Genomic DNA, 5,575 nt, shown 5'->3' with positions numbered 1-5,575 from the left:
CCGTGGCTACCTCGCTCTCTTCAAAACTATCTCGTTCAAAATAATATCCTCTATCCATCTTTAATACTTTGCCCACCGTAGATAAAATGAACTCTACTACTTCTAATGGTTCCTTTTGAGTTAATAATTTTTCGTTGGCTTTGGCTACTACACTAAATAATTCACTCTTGTAAGCTGTGCTTTCTTTCTCTTTAACTAATGACTCTTGTGTAGCTTGCAATTCCTCCAAATTCTGCCGTAACTCCTCTTCCCTAGAAGCTAATTCTTGGTTAGCCTTTTGTAGTTTTGCTTCAGCCTGTATGGCATCCTCGGCTGTTTGAGCAAGTTCTTGAGATAGTTTCTTAGTCTCTTCTAGTAGTTGCAACAAATAACTTTCATTTTCATTGTTGGTAAAAGCTAAGATAGAAACCAGCACCAAAACCATGATACATGCGCCTACCCAGTTAATGTACTCAAACCACCATACTAAAGGCTCTTGCCTACCGAAAGGATTGTATTGAGGGTAGAAATTAACAAACTCACAAAAAGCTACACAAAGAATATTTAGTAAGCTTATGGCGATACAGTACATTCGTTGTTCCTTAAAATTGAATACAAGAAATGGAACAGACACAATAACAAGATTGTATAGATGAACACTGCTTCCCTGTGTAAGTTGTACAAAAAATATGTGGATAATAGGCTCAATAGAGAGCAAAAGCTTAGCTATAAAATGTTTTCCATTTTTATTGAGCATCCCAATGATAAGGAAAACTATTGTAGTGAAAATAATAATTAACAGGAAATCCCATTGTTTCAAATACGCAAGAATAGGAACATAGAAGAGCAATAAAATAGTGCCAGACAAAGCTATTCTAGAAGTGATTACAATTCTTTTCTGTTCAACGAGAGACAGATGCTCTATATTTGAAGGTTTAGCGAATATGTTTAACATACAGTAGTCAAATACTACACAAATATACAAATTACATATTTTCAAAAAAAAAAACGAGTCTTTGCAGTTGCTATCTGGTATATTTAGAGATATAGTCCCTTATGTCCTATCTTGACTATATTTGTATGCTGTATGTTTTTTCAATCCAAAATGTTCAGCATACTTTTGTGGGCATTTTTACTTACAACTACCTCATTGAAGTTGGAGGGACAATCTATTATTGTAGTGCGCAAGAAAAGCAAATCTATTAACGAAGACTCTATTTCTAAAGTGCAGACAGAAAAAACACTTATTCTGTTCAAACAAAACGGTAAATGGGGAATAGCTAGCCCCTATGAGGTTGTAACTATGCCTAAGTACGAACAAATAACCTCATTTAATAAGCACAATCTTGCAAAAGTAGTACAAAACGGTAAATGTGGATATATCAATAGTAAGGGTGAGTTGGTTATTCCTACTCAATATGATAGAGTTACAGAGTTTTACAAAGGAATTGCTTTTGCGCAAAAAGGATATTTGTCTACCTTGATACACTGTAAGATATCATCCAAAACTACAAAAGCTATTCCACTTAAAAATGTAGATTCTATTTCAACAACTTTTTATCAAGGGCTTTTATGGTATGCACAGGGGCGTAAATATGGATTATTAGATACGGCAGGTAATATTGTAGCATCGGCTAAGTTCTTTCAATATAGACCTTTTTATGATGATAGAGCTGCTGTTAAAATAATAGACTGGGGCTACATAAATACGAATGGAAAAATTGTTATTCCCACGAATTATGCAGCTGTAACCGACTTTTCAGAAGGAAAAGCAGGTGTTTTTAATGGAGAATTTTGGACATTTATTGACACTCGGGGCAAGCAAATAACTAAGCAAAAGTATGACGCGGTGAAAAATTTTCAAGAAGGCTACTGTCCTGTAAAACGAAAAGGTAGCTGGTTTTTAATAGATAGCACTTTCAAAAGATGCTTTAATGTCTATTTTGAAGATATCAAAAAAGTTTCCGAAGGAACTTGTGCTGCCCAATCACAAGGCAAATGGGGTATCATTGACGTAAAAGGAAGATGGGTATTACAGCCAACTTTTGAAAACATAGAACCTTTTTCCGAAGGTGTGTCCGTTGCGCAAAAAGAGGGCTGGCTACTTATACAAAGGCAAGATATGAGCTTATGGCGATTACCTGCTTATATTGAAAAGATATTGCCTTGCAAAAATGGATACTTACCTTACAAAGCACAAGGTAAATGGGGCTTTTTGAACAAAAAAGGTCAAAGCATTATCTCTGCTGAATATGATACAGTTCTTTACTTTACAGAGGGATTAGCTTGTGTTAAAAAAGGTCAATACTGGGGATGTATTGATATCAATAATCAGGTAGTTGTCCCTTTTAGAGAAGCTAAGCAAATGAGCACTATCTGCAAAAATGTACAATATATTCTTTTAGATACTCGCGAAGAAAATTTACCCGCCTTTGCTGCCATAGATACCTTAGGTAAGATTTTATCACCTTTTGTGTATAGTGAGATAAATGTGCAAAAAGATGAAATTTTCTTAAAAAGAGATGGATATTGGTACAACTGGAAAAACCTGACTTTACCTCTATCAGACTATAAACCATTACCACAAGATACTTTATCCAATTCTCAAGTAGAAATCATTCGTACAGAAAACGGATTAAAGTGGACATTCAAAAATTACTCACAAGACCTTGTCTTTGATACTTACTCACAAGCTAAACGTTGGCTAGACTCTACATCTAAAAAGCAAAATTACAATACAATCCAAAAATACAATGCTGTTACTTATTCTGAGGGCATAGGAATTATCAAAGTAAAAGATAAGTTTGGTTGTGTAGATAGTGTAGGAAATTTGGTTGTAGAACCTAAGTACGATGAAATTACGGCTTTTAGGGATGGCTTTGCCGTAGTAAGAATAAACAATAAATGGGGCATGATAAACAAAAAGGGAAAAGAAATTATCCCTTGCATGTATGAGCAGCTAGGAGTATATAGTGAAAGGCGGGTTGAATTTAGAAAAGAGGGAAAAAGTGGCTTTTTAAATCTAGATGGTAAAGTAGTTATTAAACCTGAATACGAACGAGTTACCCCTTTTTCTGAAGGTAAATCTGCCGTGCTTAAACAAGGACTATGGGGCTACATTGATACACTTGGCAATGTAGTTATTCCTTTTAGCTATACCCAAGCTAAGCCTTTTAAAGATAGTTTAGCTGCAGTACAAAAAGATTTTCGTCAATATGGATATATTAACAGCAAAAACGAAGTAGTAATTGATTTTAAATTTGACGAAGCAGAGTCTTTTTTTGGGGGCATAGCTTTTGTGAATATAGATAACAATTGGCTAGAAATTAACCGAAAGGGCGAGATACAAAGACAAAGTAGCTTATCTATCAACACAAGTATTACCCCGCCAATAGAACCTATCAAAATAGGAGCTAAGTGGGCTTTTATAGATACTCAAAAGCGATTAGCTTACCCCCCACAATTTGATTTAGTACGCCCTTATTGGGGCGATTTGATAGAGCTTGTTCGCATTCCCGAAACAGCCATTAAAACTCGCTTGTTTGGAATTATTAACAAACGTACAGGGCAGATTATTCTCAAACCCGATTGTGAAGACATAAAGCTAGTGCATTTTTAACTTCGTTTAGCCTGTTTTTGTTGTAATCCAAGCATTTTGATTTGAAAGTATTAGAAAAAATTGTATCTTTGTAAAGTAATGGAAAAAAAAATTGTTTGGATCTGCGTAGCTATTTTAGTGTTTTTTATACGTAGCAGGGCACAGACATTTAGTTTTCCCGCGGGAAGTATTAACAATAACAGCATATTGTGTGTACAAACTAATGTAACGGGCTTAGCTACACCAAGCCCCACTTTTGGATTAGAAAAAGTGATACTGAACATCAATCATAGTGCAGTACAAGAACTCAAAATTACTTTAAAAAATCCTCGTGGGGATATAATTCATCTGCTGCGGTATAATGAAGCCTCTGGAGCTAATTTAACCAATACCACATTTCAAAAAGGGCTTTCAGGTATACCTACAATCAACACAGGTACAGCACCCTATACAGGGGTTTTTCGCATTATGCCCCCTGATAGCCTAGGTACTATGAACATTACTCCAGACTTGAATGGAATATGGGAACTTTGTATCAAAGACACTGCACTAGTAGGAAATGTTAGCGGTTTTTTAATCAGTGCAAGCTTAGTTTTCGGTTCTCAACCTGCTATACCGCCCAGATGTATAGCAAACTTTACCGCTACTCCAATTGTAGGATGCGCTCCGCTTATGGTTCAGTTCCAGGACCTATCCCAATATGCTACCACAGTCAAATATGACTTTGGTGATGCTAACTCAAGCACAACTAAAAACCCTACCCATACCTATACTACCCCTGGAACTTATACAGTTACGCAAAGCCTTACCCAAAATGGTTTTAGTACAGACACTCTAAAAAAAATAAACTACATTATCGTAAAAGAACCTAAACCCCAAGCAAACTTTGTAGTAGATGAATTCTTCTGCACTCCAGCTACGGTAAATGTCCTAAACACTTCTTTATTTGGAGCAAGCTTTGAATGGGATTTTGGCAACGGTAATGTCAGTAATTTAGCTAGCCCTGAACCTGTTAGCTATAATGCCCCAGGAGAATACACTATCCGTTTAATAGCGTTTAATTCAGCAGGATGTAGCGATACAGTTATCAAAAAAATCAAAGTTATCCCTACTCCTAATGCTGCTTTTGACCTATCTGCTAAGAAAGGCTGCGCACCTTTTACAGTTGCTTTTACTAATAACAGCACACTTGCCGATGCGTTTGAATGGAATTTTGGAGATGGTTACACAAGTACTGTAAGTAACCCTACTCACACGTATACTTCAGCAGGGAAATACAAAATTACTCTAAAAGCCACAAATCAAACTTGTATGAACACATTTGTAGATAGCATAGAAATATTTAATCCGCCAACTGTTGATTTTACAGCATCGCCGACTTATGTTAATATATCCGCAGGGGATAATGCTACTATAACTTTTATAGCCAGCACTAGTGGTCCAGGTACGGTATTATGGAACTTTGGTGATGGCAACACGTCTTCTCTACTTAATCCTGTGCATACTTACTTGGAGGGCGGGCGATACACAGTTTCTTTGACTTTCACAGATAGCCTAAGCGGATGTGTAGCCGTAACTACTAAAAAAGAATACATTTTCGTGGACATGCAGGAGAACATTTTTGTACCCACGGCATTTAGTCCGAACGGGGATGGTAACAATGACTTTTTTGAAATAAAAACCAGTGGCGTGTATCAGGTCAAGGTTTTGATTTTTAACCGATGGGGACAAAAGGTATTTGAAAGTGAGGGCAATACCACTTTTTGGAGTGGAGAAAACGCACCTGAAGGTGTCTATTCTTATGTAGTTACTTGCAAAGGTATCATAACAGGTAGAACCTTGCAAAAAGTAGGCACTGTTACACTTATCCGATGAAAAAGCGTAGTTTAATGTTAGTTTAGTTTGAGCTAAAAATGATTTAATTTTTTGGGCGTGCCCCTTGCTAACGCAAGGGTCGGGGCATTCCGCACTACGCTTCGCTTCGGTACTTCGCTAACG

General features: G+C 36.6%; 3 protein-coding genes. 2 read left to right on the top strand and 1 reads right to left on the bottom strand.

The window, feature by feature from the left end:
* Window positions 1-934 (bottom strand): hypothetical protein (locus NZ519_11255; GenBank protein ID MCS7029329.1); only part of this gene is annotated, 934 nt, incomplete at its 3' end.
* A gap of 132 nt (window positions 935-1,066) precedes the next feature.
* Between NZ519_11255 and NZ519_11250 the strand changes: the two genes are divergently transcribed.
* Window positions 1,067-3,598, top strand: coding sequence for a WG repeat-containing protein (locus NZ519_11250; GenBank protein MCS7029328.1), 2,532 nt, complete (start codon window positions 1,067-1,069; stop codon window positions 3,596-3,598).
* Between the two features lie 78 nt (window positions 3,599-3,676).
* On the top strand, window positions 3,677-5,452 hold the full coding sequence (locus NZ519_11245; protein MCS7029327.1) for a PKD domain-containing protein: 1,776 nt from the start codon (window positions 3,677-3,679) through the stop codon (window positions 5,450-5,452).
* Window positions 5,453-5,575: the final 123 nt, after the last annotated feature.

This window comes from Bacteroidia bacterium, from assembly GCA_025056095.1.
In the GTDB taxonomy this organism is placed as follows: domain Bacteria; phylum Bacteroidota; class Bacteroidia; order JANWVE01; family JANWVE01; genus JANWVE01.
The sequence above is the reverse complement of the archived record's forward strand: the minus strand, read 5'-3'. Positions and strand labels throughout refer to the sequence as shown.